This window comes from Lactiplantibacillus argentoratensis (assembly GCF_037290055.1).
Taxonomy (GTDB): domain Bacteria; phylum Bacillota; class Bacilli; order Lactobacillales; family Lactobacillaceae; genus Lactiplantibacillus; species Lactiplantibacillus plantarum.
The window spans coordinates 2,935,741-2,955,841 of record NZ_CP147647.1; the positions used below are offsets into that span (position 1 = coordinate 2,935,741).

At 41.8% G+C, this 20,101-nt stretch carries 12 protein-coding genes; all 12 read right to left on the reverse strand.

Annotation, left to right across the window (positions count from 1 at the left end):
* Positions 1–90 precede the first annotated feature (90 nt).
* Positions 91–1,221 (reverse strand): glycerate kinase, encoded by a 1,131-nt coding sequence (locus tag V7R88_RS14030; protein ID WP_057717256.1) that lies wholly within the window; start codon positions 1,219–1,221, stop codon positions 91–93.
* A 3-nt stretch (positions 1,222–1,224) separates the two neighbouring features.
* Entirely contained in the window at positions 1,225–3,801 is a 2,577-nt protein-coding gene (locus V7R88_RS14035; protein WP_080392698.1) for a glycoside hydrolase family 38 C-terminal domain-containing protein, read from the reverse strand.
* A 15-nt stretch (positions 3,802–3,816) separates the two neighbouring features.
* On the reverse strand, positions 3,817–5,742 hold the full coding sequence (mngA, locus tag V7R88_RS14040; protein WP_053267471.1) for a PTS 2-O-a-mannosyl-D-glycerate transporter subunit IIABC: 1,926 nt from the start codon (positions 5,740–5,742) through the stop codon (positions 3,817–3,819).
* A gap of 112 nt (positions 5,743–5,854) precedes the next feature.
* Positions 5,855–6,589, reverse strand: a complete 735-nt coding sequence (locus tag V7R88_RS14045) for a MurR/RpiR family transcriptional regulator (RefSeq protein WP_047674338.1) — start codon at positions 6,587–6,589, stop codon at positions 5,855–5,857.
* Between the two features lie 345 nt (positions 6,590–6,934).
* Entirely contained in the window at positions 6,935–8,395 is a 1,461-nt protein-coding gene (locus tag V7R88_RS14050) for a glycoside hydrolase family 1 protein (RefSeq protein ID WP_003642875.1), read from the reverse strand.
* Positions 8,388–10,262: a beta-glucoside-specific PTS transporter subunit IIABC gene (locus tag V7R88_RS14055; RefSeq protein ID WP_003645677.1), complete on the reverse strand. Its 1,875-nt coding sequence runs from the start codon at positions 10,260–10,262 to the stop codon at positions 8,388–8,390. Before V7R88_RS14055 ends, V7R88_RS14050 begins: the two co-directional genes overlap by 8 nt.
* A 124-nt stretch (positions 10,263–10,386) precedes the next feature.
* Complete coding sequence (licT, locus tag V7R88_RS14060) at positions 10,387–11,232, reverse strand: BglG family transcription antiterminator LicT (RefSeq protein WP_003643570.1); 846 nt, start codon at positions 11,230–11,232, stop codon at positions 10,387–10,389.
* Between the two features lie 246 nt (positions 11,233–11,478).
* Positions 11,479–12,927 carry a glycoside hydrolase family 1 protein gene (locus V7R88_RS14065; RefSeq protein WP_054396790.1) on the reverse strand — a complete coding sequence of 483 codons (1,449 nt, stop codon included), beginning with the start codon at positions 12,925–12,927 and terminating at the stop codon, positions 11,479–11,481.
* Positions 12,928–13,015: 88 nt separating this feature from the next.
* Positions 13,016–14,479 carry a glycoside hydrolase family 1 protein gene (locus tag V7R88_RS14070; RefSeq protein WP_054396792.1) on the reverse strand — a complete coding sequence of 488 codons (1,464 nt, stop codon included), beginning with the start codon at positions 14,477–14,479 and terminating at the stop codon, positions 13,016–13,018.
* Between the two features lie 19 nt (positions 14,480–14,498).
* On the reverse strand, positions 14,499–16,496 hold the full coding sequence (locus V7R88_RS14075; protein ID WP_054396794.1) for a beta-glucoside-specific PTS transporter subunit IIABC: 1,998 nt from the start codon (positions 16,494–16,496) through the stop codon (positions 14,499–14,501).
* Positions 16,497–16,666: 170 nt separating this feature from the next.
* Positions 16,667–17,515, reverse strand: coding sequence for a PRD domain-containing protein (locus V7R88_RS14080; RefSeq protein ID WP_003645673.1), 849 nt, complete (start codon positions 17,513–17,515; stop codon positions 16,667–16,669).
* Positions 17,516–17,722: 207 nt separating this feature from the next.
* Positions 17,723–19,939 carry a glycoside hydrolase family 65 protein gene (locus V7R88_RS14085; RefSeq protein WP_054396797.1) on the reverse strand — a complete coding sequence of 739 codons (2,217 nt, stop codon included), beginning with the start codon at positions 19,937–19,939 and terminating at the stop codon, positions 17,723–17,725.
* Positions 19,940–20,101: the final 162 nt, after the last annotated feature.

Below are 20,101 nucleotides of genomic sequence, written 5' to 3' on the forward strand. Positions count from 1 at the left end.
CACAATCTGTATTATTTTAAACAAATGGGATGGAAAGCTGAATTCAGTTTCCCATCCCATTTGTTTAAAGGCTTCAAAAGGCCACGAAAATCATAATCTATCTGGCCCTATTATTTGTAACAACGGCGCCAACCTTTCAATCAACAAAGCTAAATTCTGTTTGCCCTCGCGAATCGCACTTTCTAAATCAGTGACTTGCTGAACTAAAGAGAAAGCCGTTGTAAAACCGGCTGTCTGTAGCTCTGGCACTGTTAATTTAATGTTACCAGCAACACAAAGACATGGCTTATGAAAGCGTTGCGCTCTTTGGGCAACCTGAACAGGTAATTTACCATGTAATGATTGTTGGTCCAATTGTCCTTCACCAGTAATTACAATATCGGCGGCAGCGATTTTATCATCAAGTTGTGCCACATGACTCATCAGCTGAAAACCTGGCATTGTAGTTGCACCTAATAATCGTAAAGCGAATCCAATACCACCAGCGGCACCATCACCGACCAACCGTCCCTGATACGTTGGATCTACTTGTTGCGAAAAATACTGAAACCAGAGTTCAAAATGCTTCAAATCTAATTCAGTCAGGCCTTTTTGTGGACCGAACATCTGCACCGCGCCACTAGCCCCCGTCAAATAACTATCAACATCCGTACAAGCAATCAATTGTACATTTTCAGTCGCAATGTTAGATAAATCAACATGGTCAATTAACGCTAAGCTGCCAATCACTGCTGGTAATAATTGATGATAACTATCATAAAATTTGGCCCCTAGAACACCCATTAACCCAATGCCTGCATCCGTTGTTCCCGTACCACCAAGGCCCACAATAACTTTTGTTGCACCATGTTTTATTGCAGCCATAATTAGCTCACCAGTACCAGCAGAACTAGTAGTCACGGGGTCAACAAAGCCCAAATCAGTTTTCACCGATTGTATTCCTGAAGCCATTGCAGCATCAATTACGGCGATGTGTTTTGTCGGGACATAGGCATACTTTGCGTCAATTACTTTGCCACAAGGATCATGTACCATCACCGTTTCCCAATGACCATCTTCTTGATTGGCTAAAAAGGCCGCACTAGTACCTTCACCACCGTCAGCCAATGTCACACCAGTGCTTTGAACGCCGTAGTGGTTAAACACTCGTATTGCAACCGTTGCGGCTTCAGCACTACTAAACGACCCTTTAAACGAATCAATCGCAACAAGTACTTTCATTGACTATACCTCAACCACTAATGTCACCACCTGGTTAGGTTTTAATATTGCCTGATTATTAACAGATTGTTCCGCTAAATTTAGCTGGTTGATTGACTTAGGCAATGGAATATCTTGCTCAGTCGCGTTAAAACATCTTAACAAGGCCTTAGAATTATCTTCACTAACCTTAATAACGGATACAGTTGCCGCTGCTGGCACAGGTAACGAAAGTTCATATTCTTGTGCTAATGATACTTTTGCTGGATTTAAATGCATGGCCTCAAATGGAATTTGGTTATAGGACACCGTTGGAGTCAAGTATTCTTTTGCCATATTAGCAACGTTGGCATCAGCTAACGGTTGTGGATTGATTCGGATACCAAAATCCAACGTAATCTGCCCTAGCATCTCACCATCAGGCGTTGCAGCATGAATCCCTGATGGCCGTCCAGGGCGTCGAACTAAGTCGGACTTACCCAGCCAGTTAACACTTCGAAACATCGTCATCGCAATAATTGATTCCTGTACGATCTCATATTCTCGCGAACTATTTGTAAATACTGATACTGTTTGGTGATCACTCAAACTAACGTTAGTTAAGAAGGGATAGATTTCATCTGGTCGTTCATCCCAGTGATCTTGTTGCCATACGTTCAGCATCGGGTCATGTACCGGACGCTTGATCATACCAAATTGGTTGTCTGCTACTGACTCAGTGGCAACAATATTCGTGGGAACTAAGACTCTAGTACGCTGATCCTTAACGCCATTATTAATTTTAGCAACTACCTGCAATGTTCGACTAGCTTTAGCAATGGTAACAATGAATTTCACCGTCATTGCTTTCTTTGCCGAATTCGATGCGACACGGTTATTCAAATCCTTCGGCAACATCAGTGTATAACTAATCGTTGCCTGATAACTTAAGGGACGTTCATCAATTTGAATATTAGCGTTCTCAACTACATCTGCTGAATAAATTGGTTTATCGCCACGCAATGGCGAAAAATCGTATTCATCACCATCATCTGCTTGATTTTCAACGTTTAACACTCGTTCATACGTTTGTTGTGATGCTTTATCAAAGATTGTCATTGCCCCATTATTATTAAAAATAATATGGTAAGCATCAGTCTCAACCGTTTTAGCTGACTTCGTATCTGCCAATAGTGGTTGTTCCATTGGTACAATGGTAAAAGTTTCATATCCCCACTGTTTTTGCGACCAATTCAATTCAATAGTAAATTGGTTAAAGGGCTCATAGTCTCCATGTGCAACAATTTGCCGATCAATCAGCCCGGCGTCAATCTTTTCACGTTTAATCACGTGAAAAGGAATTACGTGATTTTGTGCATCATGAATCTGAAAACCACTAGCTTTAGTTACTATCTTCGCTTGAACATAATGACTTTCACGGTTTGGCAACAAATTAAAGAGTGTCAGTTTGTCCTTGTCTGAGTTAACCTTAACTGCCATCGTAATTTTACGCTTATAAAAATCAATTAACATATCAACACGCTCTTCAGCAACCAAATAACGACCTAAGATCTCCCGGTTTACCTTATCGGAGACACAACCCCCGATACTATCATGCGCATGATTTTTCATTAACTCTTTCCAAATAAGTTCAATTAAACCATGTTGGTATGGAATACCACATCGGTAGGCCAATGTTGCCAACGGTTCCAAAATATTTGTGATTTTACTTTCAATTCGGGCATTGTAGGCTTTCAAATCCATTCTTACCGAATAAATACTACGATGAATTCGACCATTTTTGCCATCTAGCATTTCACCGCTGACAGTTGGTAAATCAGGCTGTTTCTGAATGGCATCGAAGAACTTTTCATACGTACTCAATGAGAAGCGACGGTCCGGATACAGTCGATTCAATAACTCAATAACTTCTTTAATATTTTCCTGAATCGGCATTTGGTCATGCCCATTGGGAATTAATTCATCTTGACCATTTGCACGCTCATCTAGTACATTTAAAATTTTATCCATCCGCTTTTTCAGTGCTTCAGCATCATTTTCTAAATACTTACCAGCTGCATATCCCAGCGGAAAGTTGGCAGTTAAGACTTCTGAACCATCGTCAGATTGCCATTTGAATTCAGAACTTTCCGTTCCTTTACGATTCGAAAGACCTCGCCAGAATAATGAGCGCCGAATACCAAATTGATTAAGAAGCATCGGCGTTTGTGCACTCTGTCCAAATGAATCTGGAACATATCCAATCATCATCGGCTTGCCCAACTGACGACTATCTTTCATTCCATATAGTAAGTTTCTCGTCATGGACTCTGCACCGATAATCGCTTCATCCGTTTGGGTATACCAAGGACCAACCTTCAAGCGGCCAGCCTGCACAAGTCGCTTAACGCGATCAATATTATCTGGTTTAGCCGCAAAGTAATCTTCTAAAATTGCAGTCTGACCGTCCAAAACATATGCAGGGTAATCAGGATGTTGCTCTAGCATATCCATAATCTCATCCATATTGTTAACTAGCAATACTTGTGACTCTTCTGTAGAAAAATACCATTCCCGGTCCCAGTGCATGTGAGGGACAATGTGAATCTTATTTGGTTTCAATATAAAAACTCCCTTTTAATCCCGTGCCATTTTTTTATTTAATTTCTGCTTACGTAACAAAATTAATAAGATTGTTGAAATCAACGCCCCCAATAATGCGGCTCCTAACCAGATCAGGGGGTTCATTAACCCGCCAATACCGCCTTTTAATAAGAACATTGAGAAAATTCCAGCCCCCGGAACATTCAGCCCGATTGCATAGTAAGCAACGATTCCTCCCGTGACCACTGATCCGACAATAAACGACCCGATTGCTCGAATTGGATCTGCCATAGCAAACGGAATTGCCCCTTCAGTAATACCAGCTAAGCCCAAAATCCAGGTTTGATTTCCCACTTGTCGTTCTTCATCTGTAAACAAGTCTTTTCGTAATAAACAAGCAGCTGAGATGGAGAACGCACTCACCATCTTGACTGAGGCAAATACACAGTAAGGTACAAAATTACCATTGGCCATTGCGCCAAGACAAAATGCGTAGGCCGCTTTATTGACCGGACCACCCAAGTCAAATGAGACCATACCACCGATTACAGCTCCTAGTAGTAAGGCATTAGCACCGGCCAGACCGTTAAGCCAATTAATCAGGGCTTGATTTAACCAGGCAACCGGCTGCCCAACAACAAAGAGCATTAGTACTGCTACAATCAGTGTTCCAATAACCGGATAAACCCAAAAAGTAATCACGCCAGCAAACGCACCGTCACTATGAATATGCTTTTTCATCCACTTCATTAGATAGCCGGCAAGCAATCCAGCCAACATACCACCTAAGAAGCCACTCGCAATAGTGTTTGCCGCCAAACCACCTGCAAATCCTGGCCCAAGTGCTGGCTTGTCAGCGATTGAATATGCCATATAGGCCGACAGTACAGGAACCATCAGTGTCCCTAACATATTACTTCCTAGAGTCTTTAGAATAGCTAGCCAACTCTTCGGATCATTGATCATGCTTTGAAGCCCAAAACCTTGGGCAATCATAACAGCAATTGCAGAAATCATCCCACCAGCAATAATAATCGGAATAATATATGAAATACCAGTTAACACTGAATCCTTGATCTCAGTCCAAACACTGGTCCGATCATCAATTGGTTCATCGTCAATTTTCGACTGATTTTCTGGATGATAATCATGGGCCTTATTAAGAATTTTATCTAAAACAGCATCAGCATTTTTAATCGGTTCGGCAACCGGGACGTCAACCATCGGTAAACCTTTAAAGCGTTCAAGATCCTTAAGCCGTACATCGTGGGCCAGAATCACCCCACTCGCGCGCTTGATCTGATTCATAGTGATTCGATCTTCAACCCCTTTAGCCCCCTGCTTCTCAACATGAATTTCAATGTTACGTGCAGCTGCAGCCTTGTTTAAAGATTCTGCGGCCATATACGTATGTGCAATACCAGCTGCACAGGCTGTAATTGCCACTAAGGATTGTTCCGTTGTTGCAACTACCTTTGAATCACCATTATTTTCTAACCCTACTCGTGCTCCTAATAATTGAAAGAGCTCACCGGCTGTGCTTGCCGTCATTAATTGATTTCGATAATCAACATCAGCTAAACGAGTGGCTAATTCCGATAGAATATCCAAATGCGTAGTCCCCGCCTCAGCTGTTGGAATAGCCAGCAGAAAAATCAACTGAACCTGATTGTTCGGTTGCAGGCTTTCATAGTCACTAACCGGTGCAGCGGTCTTAAGTACGGTAAACGCCGCTTGTTTAACTGTATCTGACTTGCCATGTGGAATGGCAATACCATTTTCAAGCCCAGTGACTGACTCAGATTCACGTTCATAAATTGCTTTTAAAAAGGCTTCTTTGGATGTGATTTTCCCTGCTTGATAGAGTTTCTCAGTCAAAAAGCTAAATGCTTCCTGCTTAGTGGTAATGTCCTTACCAACCGTGATCAAGTCCAGCGATGTCGCTTTGGTTAAGTCCATTTTAGTTTCCTCCTTTTATTTCAGAGTTATCGTACCACCAGCGTTGTAACCGCATTCAATTATTGAAATAAATAAACACCATCTGCAACGCAAGACGGTGTTTTGTGTATTTTTACACATAATTTCTAAAATATCGGTCAAATAGTGCCTTCATAATAATAAATAACGGCGTTTTATCAGTTAAATTATATCCACGCCAAGTTTTCGGTTCCGAATAACTGTATAACGCAATACTTGCTAAACTGGCTAATGAATTAACTTGCAATCCTGTCAATGAAATAATTTTTTGCCGATTCCGACGTGCTGCTTGGGCAACCCGTAAAGTCTGTAATGTTTCCCCGCTTTGACTGATACAGAAAACAACCAGATTGGAGTCGTTCTCAATCTCATAAATAATTTGATTTTCATAAGTGACGAACTGGGTCTTTTGGTCTACCGCATTAAAAATATCAGCAAAATTTTGTGCAACATAAGCCGTTTCTCCAACTGCAAAGAAAAGATTCTTTTTAGCCGTCATTAGTGCTTCAATAGCCGTGTCCTCACGATGTTCATCAATCAAATCAAAGTTGCGGTTGATTATCGCTTGCTGCAATGATTGTTCAGATTCTCGCTGATCATTTGCATGACCATCTCGTAGTGATAGCTTTAACGCGACAAAACCGTCGTAACTTAATTTCTTACATAATCGGGTAATCGCATTAGGTGCAACATATGTCTTTGACGCCAGTTTACTAATTGACATGTGACTAACCGTCTCTTGATTGGCCTTAATGTAACTAATAATTGCTTCCTCAGTTTCATTAAGTTTATATTCAGCATTTAGTACCCGCTGATCAAAAGTAATCATAGCTAGTCCCCCAATCAGATCGTTATTGAGATAAAACACTTATATCAATAATAATCATATAGTTTAAATATAGTGATAGCCTACCATACAGATAGTTATTCTCAAAATATGAAGCGATCTTCAGCCCATCTATTTTGAAACATGTTAGTTAGAAAAAAGTGCTAAGACTATTTAAAATTGAAATAGTCTTAGCACTTTTAGTTTAATCCAACTTATCAAAGCAAATCTCTGAAATTCACATGCTATTTTAAACTGGGTGGATGCTAACAGTATCATTTCCCATCAGTTGATCACACCAGCGGCAAGTCAGTTCTTATACCACGTAAATCCACCGTCATTAACCAATTAAGCTAGATCTTCACCATTAGATTTAATGACCTTCTGATACCAGTAGAATGAATCTTTCTTATAGCGTTTCAGACTTCCTTTGCCGGCATCATCCTGGTCAACATAAATAAAACCATATCGCTTGGACATCTCTGAGGTAGAAAAACTAATCAAATCGATTGGCCCCCACATCGTATAGCCCATTAGTTGTACGCCATCCTGAACTGCAGCTTTCATTTGCGCAATATGTTTACGTAAATAGTCAATTCGATACGTATCATGCACTTGTTGATCAGTTGTTAATTGATCTAGAGCGCCTAGCCCATTTTCAACAACAAATAATGGCTTACGATAGCGATCCCACATCTCATTCAGTGTCACTCGCAACCCCACCGGATCAATTTGCCAACCCCAATCGGATTCCTCAAGGTAAGGATTACGACCACCAGTAGCCATATTACCGTTCACTTGTTCAGGCGCATCAGCTTGAGTTACCGTTGTCATATAGTAACTAAAACTAATAAAGTCAACCGGATACTTCGCTAAAATCTTCTGATCATCTGGTGCCATTTGAAGTTGAATATCATTCTCTGCAAAAAAACGATTCATGAATTCTGGATATTCCCCCCGAGCTTGAACATCCGTGAAGAATAAGTTCTTATCGTCTTCCACTTGAGCAGCCTGAACATCTGCAGGATTAGGTGTCGCTGGGTAAGTTTGCATTCTTGCCAGCATTGACCCAATCTTAGCATCCGGGTCAATAGCATGTAATTGTTTGGTAGCCAGTGCACTAGCGATAAATTGATGGTGCAGCGCTTGGTAACGTAACTGCATCTGATCATGCGCCGAATTCTCAGTATCAACAGCTCCAGTGGCATGAAACCCCCAAGTTCCGGTATTAATTTCATTAAAAGTTAAATAGTACGGAACGCGACCTTTAAAATGTTTAAAAACAACTTCAGTAAACCGATTAAAATCGGCAATGGTTGCCCGGCTGGCCCACCCATTTTGCTTAAGCGTTAATCCAATGGGCATTTCATAATGTGACAGTGTAACTAATGGTTGAATGTGATAGCGTCGTAATTCATCAATGACTCGATCATAGAAAGCAAGTCCGTCTGAATTTGGCTTGAGTTCATCACCTTTTGGAAATAATCGCGACCAAGCAATAGAGAAACGATAAACTTTAAATCCCATCTCAGCAAATAGTTTGATATCTTCTTTGTAATGATGATAAAAATCAACACCTCGACGCTTAGGATACATTGTATCAGTTTGATCATCTAGCGCCGTTTGAATTGAAGATATCGTTACATCATCCATTGACATATGCTTGCGATCCGTCGTTTTTTTCACTACTTCTGCCGTTGTCAGGCCTTTACCTGCTTCATTCCAGGCACCTTCAACTTGATTAGCTGCTGTCGCTCCGCCCCACAAAAAGTCTTTAGGGAACGTTTTAGGATAAGTTGGTTTATACATTAGCTGGTGCTCCTTCCATGATCTCCTTAGGTTGTAATTCTAAAATCCAATTATCACTAGCCTCCGTCGCATCAGTTGGCTTGACCATTTGATAGTCAGCCGTATTCGTAATAATGACCATGACAGTTGTATCGTAACCAGCCGTTTTGATCTTATCCACATCAAATTTAGTTAATAAATCACCACGTTTGACTACTTGGTTTTGCTTAACCATTGTTTCGAAGTATTGACCATTTAATTGAACCGTATTAATACCAATGTGAATCAGAATTTCAGCACCACTATTGGCCGTAATTCCAATCGCATGACCAGTGGGATATACTGCCGTAATTGTCCCATCAACGGGCGCTGTGACCGTCCCTTTATTTGGAACAATGGCTAAGCCTTTGCCCATTGCTTCAGACGCAAATACTTCGTCATGAACACTAGTCAATGGAATAATTGTCCCTTCAACCGGAGCCATTACTGTGTTATCACTTTGATCACTTACTACTGAGTGATCAGCCTGCTGTTGACGAGCGAATCCAAAGAAGTACGTTAAGATCGCACCACCTAAGAATGCTACAATCAATCCAATGACTTCACCCATAAACCCATGTCCTAGAAAAGTTGGTACCGCTAATAAGCTAGGGAGTGTAAATGAGCTAGCGTGCGTACCAGCGGCGCCAATAATTGCACCACCAAGGGCACCACCCACAACGGCACAATAGAATGGTCGTTTTAACTTAAGCGTTACCCCGTAAATCGTCGGTTCGGTAATTCCAAACAATGCTGTGACAAAAGAAGACCCTGCTAATGCTTTCATTTTTTGATCTCGTGACTTCAAAAAAACAGCTAACGCAGCACCAGCCTGTGATAATACGGCCGCACTAAGAATTGGTAACAACGGGTCATAACCCATCTTAGCAATATTATTCATCATCAACGGTACGAACGTCCAATGTACACCAAAGATAACAAAGACTTGCCAGAAGGCACCCATGATAACACCAGCACCAATTGGCATGAAGTTATAAATTGCCATAACACCACTTGCTAATCCATTACCAATGAGTCCCCCAATTGGGCCGACAACTAACAGCGTCAATGGCACCATGATAATTAATGAAAAGAGGGGCGTGAAAATATTCCGAATTGCCGCTGGAAATAGCTTGTCCAGTACTGGCTCTAAATACGACAATACCCAAACTGCCAGCAGAATTGGGATAACCGTTGACGTGTATGTTGTTGGAACCACCGGAATACCAAAGAAATGTAGTGTTGTTGAATTCGTCATAACAGTTACTAAAGTTGGGTATAGCAGAGCTGCACCAAGTGACACCGCTACAAATTGGTTAACCTTCAACTGCTTAGCAGCAGTAAATGCTAGAAAAACAGGTAAAAAGTAAAAAATAGCATCACCAGCAGAATACCAAATCTTATAAGCCCCACTAGTCGTTGACATCCAATTAAAAGCAACCGCTAAAGCTAGCAACCCTTTCAAAATACCAGCACCAGCCAAAGCACCTAAAAACGGCGTAAAGATTCCGGAGATAAAAGCAATAAACCGATTAATGATGTTTTGCTTTTCACCCGTATCTTCCGTTGTAGTAGCTGCATCAGCCGCCGTATCAGGATTTGCTAATCCTGCTAAATCTGCTAAAACGGCAAAGACCTGCGCCACAGCATTACCAATAACAACTTGATACTGGCCCGCGCTTTGAACAACCGTAATGACACCATCTAAGTTTTCAATCGCCTCAGTATTCGCTTTGTCCGTTGACTTTAAGTTGAAACGTAGTCTGGTCGCACAGTGCCATGCTTTGCTAATATTATCTTTTCCACCAATATTGGTAAGAATTGATTGTGCTAATTCTGAATAATCCATACACTTTTTCCTCCCTTTATAAAACGACAAAAACCCAAGTAGGCCCGTTATCAACACTAAAAACACAGGTTGACTGGTTGCTACTTGGGTTTTGCCTAATCGAATAGTTACAATCCCAAAAATATTATTGATTCTCGTTCAACATCCGCTGAATGTGCATGATTAAGTAAATACGCTCATTCACCGAAACAGTCTGTTCCGTCGACTTCTTCACAAAAACAGCGATTTTTTGGACACAGGCAAAGGCTCGGGGGTATTGCTTAGATAAATGTTCAAATAAGAAATCATCATCTGCCCCTTGGGATTGATCAGGTCGTTTCAGCGTTAAACGCTCCGCAAAAAAGCGTAGATGAACTAAAAATCGTTGCAAACTAACACTCTCATCTGGCATCGTTAATGACAGCTGATACTTAACAATATTCAAAATATCATTAATCAGCTTAGTCATTGCAAGTGTTTGATCAGTGTTAGAGTCAGCCATACTATTCTCAACAAACTTCATTGCAATAAATCCAGCTTCATCTTCCAACAACGTCACATCAAAATGCTTTTTAATCAGTGCCAATGCTTGCATACCGACTTGAAACTCACGGTGATAAATTCGCTTAGTTTCCCACAAGATTTCATTATGAATATCCATCTGATGGTGGTGCCGATAGACAGCAAAGTGAATATGGTCAGTCAATGAAATCAACAAATAAACATTAAAAGTCGTTTGCAATTGTTGTTCTGCCAACTCAATAATTTGCGAAGCAACTTCAAAATATTCCGGTTCAATATCTGCCATCAAGCTTTGGAAATTACTAATCCAATTATCTCCTTCTGGCGTATAAATCTTAGTAATCTGTTGTTGCTCAACATCGTCACCAGTATGCTTTTTGAACCCGATTCCTTTACCAATTAAGACAACTTCCCGTCCATTTTTTTCAGCCAATAGGACGTTATTATTAAAAACCTTTTTGATTCGCATGCGCACGCTCCTCGACTCTCATACCTAAATAAAGAAAAAAACCTAATAACCCACTGCATCCGTGCTATCAATCACGAATACAATCGATTAATTAGGTTTTGCCCACTAGCTAATGTTAGCGGTAACAATCCTTATTTACAATTAGCTAGTATAGCGGTTTCGGAAAACGATTGCAAGCGTTAAATGTCAATTTCTATCATCTCAGCAATGATATATTGCTGTCAGATATCACTAATTGCATTTCAACTATTCAGATTTCTCCGCTAACCCATTATGCTTAATCACATCTTGATACCAGTAGAACGACTTCTTGGGATAGCGAGCTAACGTCCCGTGGCCCTGATCATCTAGGTCCACGTAAATAAAGCCATACCGCTTACTCATCTCGCCAGTTGATGCACTAACAAGGTCGATGCAACCCCATGGTGTGTAGCCCATCAAATCGACGCCATCATCAATGGCACCAGCCATCGCTTCAATATGTTGCTTCAAATAATCAATGCGATAATCATCTTCAACATAGAAATTCTTATCAGGTTTATCAATCGCACCTAGGCCATTTTCAACCACAAACAACGGTTTCTGATAGCGATCATATAGCTCATTTAACGCAATCCGTAACCCGGTTGGGTCAATCTGCCAACCCCAGTCACTCGCCTTCAAAAATGGATTCTTGACGCCGCCCATCAGGTTACCAGCAACAGTGTCGGTTACACTACCAGTGGTTTCCACCGCGCTCGACATATAATAACTAAACCCAATATAATCAACTGGATATTGTTGTAGTAATGCCAAGTCGCCATCCGTGGTCTCCAGATCATCAAAGGTCAGATCATATTCAGCCAGCAGTCGCTTGGTATAGGTCGGATAAGCTCCACGTACTTGAACATCCGCACAGAAGAAGTTGAAATCTTGATTATGGTGCAAATTAGCCAGCTGGTTAACTGGGTTCGAATTATAAGCATAACTAGTGGCATAGAGAATCATACAGCCAACCTGAATATCGTCGCGCAATTCGTGGGCGATTTTGACTGCCTTAGCACTGGCCACAAACTGATTGTGCCATGCCTGAAAAACGTTCTTTTTGTCATTAGCACCCGTCGATGGCACTAATCCTTGGCCCATCACTGGAAAATGTGCTGCACTATTGATTTCGTTGAAGGTCATCCAGTACTTAACCTTTGAAGCATAACGCGTTAAGATGGTCCGCGCGAAAGTTTCGTAGAATTCAATCAAATACCGGTTCTTCCAGCCACCATACCGTTTGGCCAAGTTCAATGGCAATTCATAATGTGAGATTGTAATCACTGGTTCAATATTATTAGCCAAGCATTCGTCAATCACATCATCATAAAACTTTAATCCGGCTTCGTTAGGTTGCGTTTCATCACCGTTTGGAAAAATTCGTGACCATGCAATTGAGAAACGGTAACACTTGAAACCCATTTCGGCAAACAGTGCAATATCTTCTTTGTAATGATGATAGAAATCAATACCTTCATGGTTTGGATAGGTATACTTATCTGTATCGATTGTCCAGTCAAAATCTGGTTGACTAACGATTTTAAATCGGTCTTTGCCACCTGGTAACGCATCCGCAATCGATAAGCCACGACCACCTTCTTGGTAGCCACCCTCTAACTGGTTGGCAGCAGTCGCGCCGCCCCATAGAAATCCTTCTGGGAACTCTGACATTTAATCAACACCCTTTCTAGTTAGCTAATAATGATAGCCCTTACAACAAGTATAATCAATCATTGGTCTGAATATCAATTATTAATAACTATTCCAAATCTTCCCCATTCGAAGCAATTACTTTCTTATACCAGTCAAATGAGTCTTTCTTCATCCGCTTCAAACTACCATTACCTTCATCATCTTGATCGACATAGATGAAGCCATACCGCTTAGACATTTCGGAGGTACCGGCACTAATGACATCAATGCAACCCCAGGTCGTGTAGCCCATCAAATCAACACCATCCTTGACTGCTTCTTTCATCTGTTCAATATGTTGACGTAAGTAGTCAATCCGATAATCATCATGAATCTTACCATCGGCGCTGATTTCATCTTCGGCACCCAAGCCGTTCTCAACAACGAATAATGGTACTCGATAACGATCCCAGAACTCGTTCAAGGTAATCCGTAAACCAACTGGGTCAATCTGCCAGCCCCAGGCACTGGATTTCAAGTATGGATTTTTACCACCCATTGATAAGTTACCACTGGCTTGTTCAACATCATCAGTCGCCGAAGTAATCGTCGTCATATAGTAACTAAAACTTAAGTAATCGACCTTGCCTTCAGCTAACAATTGTTCATCGCCAGCTTCCATCGTTAATTCAATCCCGTTTTCTGCAAAGTACCGGTTCATATATTCTGGATATTCACCACGTACCTGTACGTCAGTAAAGAACAAATTCAATTGATCTTGCAATTGGGCCGCCCGAACATCAGCTGGATTAGGCGTATTGGCATAAGTTTGCATCCGCGCAAGCATTGAGCCAATTTGGGCCTCAGGATCAATCTCGTGACACTGCTTAACTGCAATTGCACTTGCAACAAACTCATGATGTAGCGCTTGGTAGCGTAATTGCATTTGATCATGTAAGCTTAGATCACTATCAATTGCACCAGTACCAGTAAATCCCCAAGTTGAAGCGTTAATTTCATTGAAAGTTAGCCAGTACTTCACAACACCCTTATAGCGTTTGAATAGCACTTCAGTATAGCGAGTGAAATCTGCAATTGTCTTGCGACTTGCCCAGCCATTATTCGTTAATGTTAGGTTTAATGGCATTTCATAGTGGGAGATGGTCACTAGGGGCTCAATACCATACTTGTGACATTCAGCAAAAACATTGTCATAAAACTTCAAACCAGCTTCATTAGGTTCAGTTTCATCACCTTTAGGAAAAATCCGAGCCCATGCTAAGGATAGGCGATATACCTTGAAGCCCATTTCCGCGAATAGCTTAATGTCTTCCTTGTAGTGATGATAGAAGTCGACGCCACGGCGCTTAGGATAAAGCTTATCCGTTTGATCATCAATGGCAGCTTGGACACTCTCTTTAGTAACCTCGTTCATCGACATTACTTTGCGGTCAGTAGCCTTCTGAACAACTTCAGCAGTTGTTAGGCCCTTCCCATCAACGTTCCAACCCCCTTCAACTTGGTTGGCAGCAGTCGCGCCGCCCCACAAAAAGTTCTTTGGAAAGCCAGTTGGCATTGTTTTTGAATACATAATTGAAAACTCCCTTTAATTAGTTTAATTGTAATAATGGTTCAGTTGCATTAACTTCCGTAGCAGCTGGAAAAGCCAGTTTAACGTCATGATAGTTCTTAGAATTAGTCACAACCATTGGCGTTGTAACGGGATACCCTGCCGCCTTAATCGCTTCAATATCAAACTTCACTAGCGGCTGACCAGCTTTGACCGTCTCGCCCTTTTGAACTAGCGTTTCAAAACCTTTGCCCTCTAATTCGACAGTATCCATTCCAATATGCATCAAGATTTCAGCACCATCTGTTGTGTTTAAACCAACGGCATGTCCAGTTGGGAACACGAGTGCTACTTCGCCGTCAGCTGGAGCGTATAAGACACCATCAGTTGGTTCGATTGCAACACCTTTGCCCATTGCACCTGATGAGAAGACCTCATCCTTAACTTCACTTAGTGGGATGATTTGGCCCGTTTCGGGGCTACTTAACTTAGTGGCCGCATTGTAAGTGACGTTTGGTTCTACTTTAGTTGCTGCACCAGTTGGTGTCGTTTCTACTGAAACACCACCGACAATGACTGGATCAGCAGTTGCCGCAGTTTCTACGACCTTAGTTTGCTTGTCATTACTATCAACACTCTTGTAACCAAATAACATTTGTAGGGCAAAACCAAGGACTGCAGCAATGGCCATCGCAATAATTAAGCCATATACAGAGCCGTCTACCCCAGTTTTAGAATTAATCGCAGCTGGGATTGAGAATAATCCCATACCGCCCATCATATACATTTTTGTACCTGCAAAACCAATAATACCGCCACCAATTGAAGCGGCCACACAACTCAGAATAAATGGGCGCTTACGTGGCAATGTTAACCCATAAATGGCAGGCTCCGTAACACCGAAAATACCGGAGATAAAGGCTGGTAAAGCAATACCGCGTGTCTTTTGATTTTTCGTTTGTAATAGAATGCCTAATACAACTCCAGTTTGGGCAAACGAAGCGGCTAATGATAATCCTAAAATAGGGTCAAAGCCTTGTGAGGCTAGGTTGGCCATCATAACAGCTACGAACCCCCAGTGAACACCAAAGATAACGAAAACTTGCCAGAAAGCACCCATCACAAGCCCAGCAACGATCGGACTGAAGTTATAGATTGCAACACACACTGTTGAAATACCATCACTTAACCAACTTGCAACTGGTCCAATAATTAAAAAGGTAATCGGCACTGCAATTAATAACGTAATAAATGGGACTAAGAACGTCTTAACTACCGTTGGCACGATTCGTTTTGCAAATGCCTGAACTTTAGATGCAAACCAAACGGCCAAGATAATTGGAATTACTGAAGAAGTATAGCTCATCATCACAACCGGAATACCTAAGAAAGTCGCGTGAATCTGTGATTCAAAGATACTACCACTGAACAACGTGCTTAATACTGTCTTACTGCTGTTCAAAGCGACAATACTTGGATAGCAAAGCGCCATCCCAATCGCCATTCCGACAAATTGATCAACATGAAACTTTTTGGCTGCTGTCAATCCCAAAACAATTGGTAGGAAATAGAAGAAACCATCACCGATCGAGTAGAGAATCTTGTATGTTCCTGAATTCTCTGACAACCAATTGAACGCGACAAACATCGCAACGAACCCTTTGATCATCCCAGCCGCACATAAAACACCTAACATCGGCGTAAAAATACCAGAAATCAAATCGATGAACCGGTCAAAGATACTCATCTTTTCCCCGTCTTCATAATCATCAGGTACACTACCACCATCGGCAAAACCACCGACGCGAATGAGCGTTTCATAAACGTCTGCAACTTCATTTCCAATGACTACTTGGTACTGACCACCGGACTGAACAACTGTAATAACACCATCTGTATCTTTTAATTCATCAGTATGGGTAGCGCTTTCATCTTTGAGCTTAAACCGCAACCGGGTTGTGCAGTGAACCACGCTCTTAACATTATCCTTACCGCCAACTCCGGCGATAATCTTTTTACTTAAATCTTCATAAGCCATCATTGTTCCTCCTCATTTATCTATAAATCAATAATTGCAATTTGAGTAAACAAAAACCCAAATGTCCTTTCTTCAAACCACGCCACTAGGGCCCTAGTGACTGCTGCTCTCAAGAAAAGATATTTGGGTTAATGCCTGCATAACCAGTAACACACCGTTAATAATCTTATTTATTCACTTTTTTGTCGGTGGGTGACGCGCCAGATGTGAAGGGTCAAATAGACTTTGTCATCCGGCTCTAGTCGCCAGCCAGCCTTACTTTGTAAAAATGTATCGATCCGTTCCACTGTTGCATAGGCATGCGCATATTTTACTTGCATCAACTGCAGTAATGACTGATCTAATTCACTGCCAGTTCCATTACTGCGGCTAACGCGTTGCACCATTAGCGCACGTAAATGCGCAATGAAACGATTGTAATTGAAGGACTCTGGGTCCAGATGCATCTGGTATTGATATTGCACGATATCAATGATGCCACTGATCAATTTCGTGATTTTAATCGTTTCCTGCAACTTGGAACCATCTGAACCAGCATTGATGAAATGATAAGTCATAAAAACCACTTCACTTTTAGGAAGGATCACGTCCGCCGTCACATTAATTAAATCGACCGCTTGACTGGCTGCGTGAAACTCCTTAGGAAACAATTTTTTAACTTCCCAACGGACTGTGCCGTTATCGACATCGATTCCATCATTGGCTCGCTTCAACGCAAAATCAATGTGGTCTGCAAGCACAAAGTACTGATAATCACTAAAACTGACCTTCAACAGCGGCTCCACTAGGTGAACCACCTTTGTTGTAATCACAAACGATTGGGGTTTTAAATCTTGAAAAGCGTCAATATCAACATTCTGTTTCAAAGTTGCCACAAAACGCCGCTGAATTTTCTGATCATCAATCTGATCACCCTGATGCTTACCAAAGCCTACGCCATTACCAATTACAATCCATTCAACATCCTGATCGTCCACCACTAAAGCGGCATTATTATTGAAGTTCTTTAGAAATTTCACCACTCACGCCTCCTGGATTTTCAAACAAAAAACCTACTTAAAGAGTATCACATCTCACTGAAGAGACTGTGAATACAGATATGAGTAGGTTTATGCCTGATCGAATCAGTAACACGCTTTAATTTATGTTGATTATCATAGCAACTTTTGTAAGCGGTGTCAACGATTTATAAATAATTTTTTTGTGCTTATCCGTTATATAATTCGCTATTCTTTTTTGCCATTCGCTATGTCAGCCCGTGAAACTTCACAAGTTCTTCCATCAATGGTTACTGTTAATGGCGATCCATCAATGACCTGGACCTGAGTAGACCCTTGTGCCAATTTAACTTCTAGCACCCGACCACGAAAGCGTAGTCGATAACTTAGGTGGGCAATTTGTGTTGGCAGGTGATTGGTAACGTGTAGCGTTCCATCAGCGACATACATCCCAGCAAATCCATACGTTAATCCCAACCAACTACCGCCCAGGTTTGCTTCATGAAGCCCATCTTTGGCATTACCTTGTAGATCAACCAAATCCATTAACGATGTATCCATATAATAACTGAACGCCTTATCATGATCACCTAGTCGGCTCGCCAAAATACTGAAAATCGATCGTGATAAAGAGGAATCATGCGTCGTAATTGGTTCATAGTACTCGTAATCTCGCCGCAATTGTTCCAGTGATTGATCTTCTGGAAACAACATTTCCGCTAATAACGTATCTGCCTGCTTGTTGACCCGGTGACGATAGATCATGAGCGGGTGATAATGTAACAACAATGGATATTGTGTTGCTGCCGTCGTCGCAAAGGGCCACACCGGCATCTTCGGTGAATCATCATCTTGTGCGGTGACTTGCTGTTCTTGATCATACGGTAAGTACATATTCGTGCTTGCCTTTGTGAACTGCGCTTGCTCATCAGCATCACCGTCAATATAATGATTTTCCAGTAGCCAAGCGGCAAAGGCCATATTTTCCTTAGCCATCCGATTCGTGTAGTAATTATTATCTACTAAGGCGGTATATTCATCTGGCCCCGTCACTTTGTATAAGCAGAACTGCGACCGACCGTCACGCTGTTGCCAGCTACCAAACTGCAACCAGAAGCGTGCGGTTTCTAGCACAACCGCCGCACCCTGTTCCCGCAAGAAGTCCTGATCATTAGTGACATCAAAGTATAACTTAACCGTATGCGCAATGTCCGCATTGATGTGATATTGCGCAGTGCCAGCAGGAAAATAAGCACTCGCTTCTTCACCATTAATCGTTCGCCATGCGTACAACGCGCCCCGAGTCACGCCCAGGCTCCGCGCCCGTTCTCGAGCTTGTGGCAAGATACTAAACCGATAATGCAACAGTTGTTTAGCGATTTGTGGCTGCGTATAGATGAAGAACGGTAACATATACATCTCAGTATCCCAGAAGTAATGGCCTTCATATCCCGGTCCAGTAATTCCTTTAGCTGCAATGTTCGTTAGCCCGTTACGACCAGCTGATTGAAATAACTGGAACAAGTTATATTGAATCCCAGTTTGTAACTTTTTATCACTAATTTGCACTTGCGACTGTTGCCAAAAGTCCGTTAAAATCTGCCGATTACGAGCCACAATATCGTTGGTCCAACCCGTTATCTTATCCGGCAGCGCTTGATTAATTTCACTGATTTGACGCGTAAACGACCAGCTCAGCGTTGTCTGTACTTCGATGGTACCACTGCCATGAAAACCGGCATGATCGCCATATACTTCAAAGCCTGTCGGAAAGCTGGTCAACCAATCCCGTTGCGTTATTTGTTGGTGTGTTGAAGCTACCAACGTCTGCCACTCTATTTGCTGCTGACGATCAACTGGTATAAATTGGTTGGTTAACCCAGATTGTCGTTGCGCCACTCGCGGATCGTCCGCGTCCGCCGTCGTCGCAGTTACATCATGAATAATCGGCCGCGTGAACCGCAACGTCCCCGTATAATCAAGCGAAGTCAGTTCGTAGTTCAAGAATAGTTGATGCGAATTATCCAACGCAATCATTGATTTAACGACCAGTTCAAAATGATGGTGGTCGGAGGTAACAATCTGAAACTTTTCCGTTAATACGCCCGTATCAAAATCAAGCACGGCATCGTCGACCGTCATATCCCAGTCACCAGGAATCTCAGAACTTGTCTTCTCAGTTGCAAAGTCTAAGTACCGCGGGCTTGTTAATGAAATAATCGTTTGATGATTTTTCGCATATCCATAGGCACTTTCTCCATATGTGATTGGATTCGTCGCATAATAGCCATTGATGAGCATCACTGGTAGTGTTGCTTGTTGATTACCTGTAAACGGTACTGAGTCCCGAACACCCATGTGACCATCACCCAAGGCAAAAATCGTCTCCAGATACTGCCGATTCGTCGTTGCCACATCTTTTAATGTTAACTTATCAATTTGCATAGTCTCCCCCACTTTCGACTTCATTTGCTGTAGTATAACATCTGAAATAAAGCGATTTCATCGATTTAAGAACCACTTTGGTGCTTTTCGCATGAAACAATCGCTTAGTACCGACAATATACTAACGTTAATAAAGCTAAATTTAAAGTAACTGAATAAGCT